Genomic DNA, 2,616 nt, shown 5'->3' with positions numbered 1-2,616 from the left:
CCCGGCACGCCCGCACTGTGACTCGATCGACTCACGGTCCGGCGTGCACCACGGCGCGTTCGTCCAGCAGGCCCGCCTCGCACAGGTCGGACCATAGCCCCGCGGGGATCGGCGCCGAGAACGCCTCCCTGTTGCGCAGTACCTCCTCCTGCGAGCGCATGCCCACGACGACGCCCGCCACCACCGGGTGCAGCAAGGGGAAGGCCATCGCGGCCTGCGGGACGCTCACACCGTGCTCCGCGCAGACGTCCGCGATTCTGTTGACCCGTTCCAGCAGCTCAGGGGTGGCGGGTCCGTAGTCGTACCGCGCTCCCTCGGCGGGCCTGTCGGTGGCCAGCAGACCGGAGTTGAAGACGGAGGCGGCAACGACGGAGACGCCGTGTGCGGCGCATGCGGGCAGCAGCTCGTCCAAGGCGGTGTGGTCCAGCAGGGTGTAGCGACCCGACAGCATGACGACGTCCGCGTCGGTCTCCCGCACCAGACGGGCCAGCTTGCCAGGGTGGTACATGCCCGCGCCCACGGCGGTGACCACACCCTGGGCGCGCAGCTCGGCCAGCGCCGGATAGCCCTCGCGCAGGGCAGCCTCGAAGTGCTGTTCGGCGTCGTGCAGATACAGCACGTCGATCCGGTCGAGGCCCATGCGGGTCAGCGAGTCCTCGACACTGCGCAGGACGCCATCGCGGGAGAAGTCCCAGACCCGGCGATGGGTGGCCGGGACGGCGAAGCTCTCGTCCATCCGCCCTCGCGGGTCCTGCGGGATCAGCAGCCGGCCGACCTTCGTCGACAGCGTGAAATCCGCCCGCGGCCGACCGCGCAGCAGCTCGCCGATGCGGCGCTCGGAGTGCCCGATGCCGTAGTGCGGCGAGGTGTCGAAGTAGCGGATTCCCGAGTCCCAGGCGGCCTCCAGCGTCTGCGCCGCGGTGTCGTCGTCCAGGGGATCGAACAGGCCGCCCAGAGGCCCGCCGCCGAAGCCCAGTTCGGTGACCGTCGTGGTGCTGCGTCCGAGCCGATGCGTACGCATGTGGTGTGTCTCCTTTGTCAGCGGTTCCGGCATCCGGCCGGAGGCGTGTTGTGCAAGACTCCGCGCCAGGTCAGAAGGCGGGGAAAGCCCAGCCTGAGGGGTGGAAGGGCTCGCGTTCCCAGCGGAAGGCGAGCGAGGCGGCGGCGATCGCACCTGGGCAGAATTCCTCGACGCGCCCCGCCGCCGCCAGGGAGGTCAGGGACGTGCCGCCCAGGTAGGCCGCGCCCAGCTCGCCTGCCGTCAGGCGCAGGTCCGGCCGTGCCCGGGTGCGTTCGCAGGTGACGGTGTCGCCATCGGCCAGCAGCCGGTGGCGACCGGCGTTCCATGGACAGAACGGATCCTGGACCTCCAGCACCAGATCCAGGGGCGTCGCGTAGCGGCGAGCGGTGAGCGCGCGGCCGATGTCCACGAGGCGGACCCACAGATTGTCGATCAGGGTGGTGCGAGCCGCGCGTGGGTCGGTGAGCAGGTGCTTGAGGGGTTCGTCGAGGGCGCCGTCGTAGACGATCCCGGTGTGCGCGTCGAGGTCGATGAGGAAGCGCCACATGGCGGCGTACGACTGCCTGGTGGTGGCCGCGAGCTCGACGACGTGCACGAGGTCCTGCTTGGAGCGATAGAGAGCGTAGCCGGTGACCTCGCCGCCCGCCTCCAGATGGACCGCGAAGCGCAGGGCCGTCCCGCCGTCGCGGGCGCCCTCGCCGTCGGCCAGCCGGGCCTCCCAGAACTTCCCTGTACGGTCCACCCAGCCCACGGAGGTACGGCGGGCGGTGTCGTAGACCTTCTCCAGCAGCGGCTGCGCCCTCTCGCGGGAGAGCAGCCTGATCGTGCCGTCGCCGAGTTCGGTGCCGGGGCGCAGGGCCATGAGCCGCTTCTCGCCGCGGACCTCGGCCACGTGGCTGGCGATGCCGTACCCGAAGCGTCCGTAGATCGTGGCCTCGGCGGCGTTGAGCGCGGCGATCGGCTCGCCGCCCGATTCGTGCAGGTCGGTGAGTTGTCTGCGCATCATCGCGGTGAGGATGCCGCGGCGCCGGTGCGTGGGCAGGACCGCGACGAGCGTGATGCCGCCGACGGGTGTCGTCCCGCCGGGGACGGTCATGACCCGGCCGTAGATCGACGCGCCTCCGACGATCTCCGTACCGTCGTAGGCGGCGAGGGTGCGACCGGGCTCGATGGAGACGGCGGCGTTCCGTAGGCCGCCATCGACCCAGTCCTGGCCGTAGGTCGTGGTGATCATGCGCGCCCACGCGTCGAGCTCGTCGGCACCGATGGTACGCAGCGGGTAGGTGGCTGTCATGGGTTCGAGCCTGGCCGGGTAAACAGGCCCGACACATCTGGCGATCTGGGTATTTATGCTGGTGCCGTGGTGGCGGAGCGCGTGGTCAGTCCCAGGTTCGTCGGCCGGGCAGAGGAGCTCGCGGCCCTGGCAGCGGCCCTGGACACGGCGGTCGAGCAGGGGCCTGCGGTGGCGCTGGTGGCCGGGGAAGCGGGGATCGGCAAGTCGCGACTGCTGGCCGAGTTCGCGCGCACGCTGGGGCCGGAGGTGCGGGTGGTCGCGGGTGCCTGCGCGGAACTGGGCAGCGACGGCCTGCCGTACG

Annotated in this window: 3 protein-coding genes; 1 reads left to right on the top strand and 2 read right to left on the bottom strand. The window is 71.3% G+C overall.

What is annotated here, in order from left to right; translation table 11 throughout:
* Positions 1-31: 31 nt before the first annotated feature.
* Both KME80_RS49470 and KME80_RS49465 read right to left on the bottom strand, forming a co-directional pair.
* Positions 32-1,021 (bottom strand): aldo/keto reductase, encoded by a 990-nt coding sequence (locus tag KME80_RS49470; RefSeq protein WP_219519939.1) that lies wholly within the window; start codon positions 1,019-1,021, stop codon positions 32-34.
* A 70-nt stretch (positions 1,022-1,091) separates the two neighbouring features.
* Entirely contained in the window at positions 1,092-2,315 is a 1,224-nt protein-coding gene (locus KME80_RS49465) for a GNAT family N-acetyltransferase (protein ID WP_219519935.1), read from the bottom strand.
* 81 nt (positions 2,316-2,396) lie between these two features.
* Here KME80_RS49465 and KME80_RS49460 point away from each other — a divergent pair.
* Positions 2,397-2,616: ATP-binding protein (locus KME80_RS49460; protein ID WP_219519929.1), on the top strand; the 220-nt coding region annotated here is incomplete at its 3' end.

The sequence above is a fragment of the Nonomuraea ceibae genome (assembly GCF_019396325.1).
In the GTDB taxonomy this organism is placed as follows: Bacteria; Actinomycetota; Actinomycetes; order Streptosporangiales; family Streptosporangiaceae; genus Nonomuraea; species Nonomuraea ceibae.
The sequence above is the reverse complement of the archived record's forward strand: the minus strand, read 5'-3'. Positions and strand labels throughout refer to the sequence as shown.

What these genes read in the sequence shown, in the direction of transcription:
- KME80_RS49465 (WP_219519935.1), bottom strand. Translation starts at nt 2,315, where the DNA reads ATGACAGCCACCTACCCGCTGCGTACCATCGGTGCCGACGAGCTCGAC.
- KME80_RS49470 (WP_219519939.1), bottom strand. Translation starts at nt 1,021, where the DNA reads ATGCGTACGCATCGGCTCGGACGCAGCACCACGACGGTCACCGAACTG.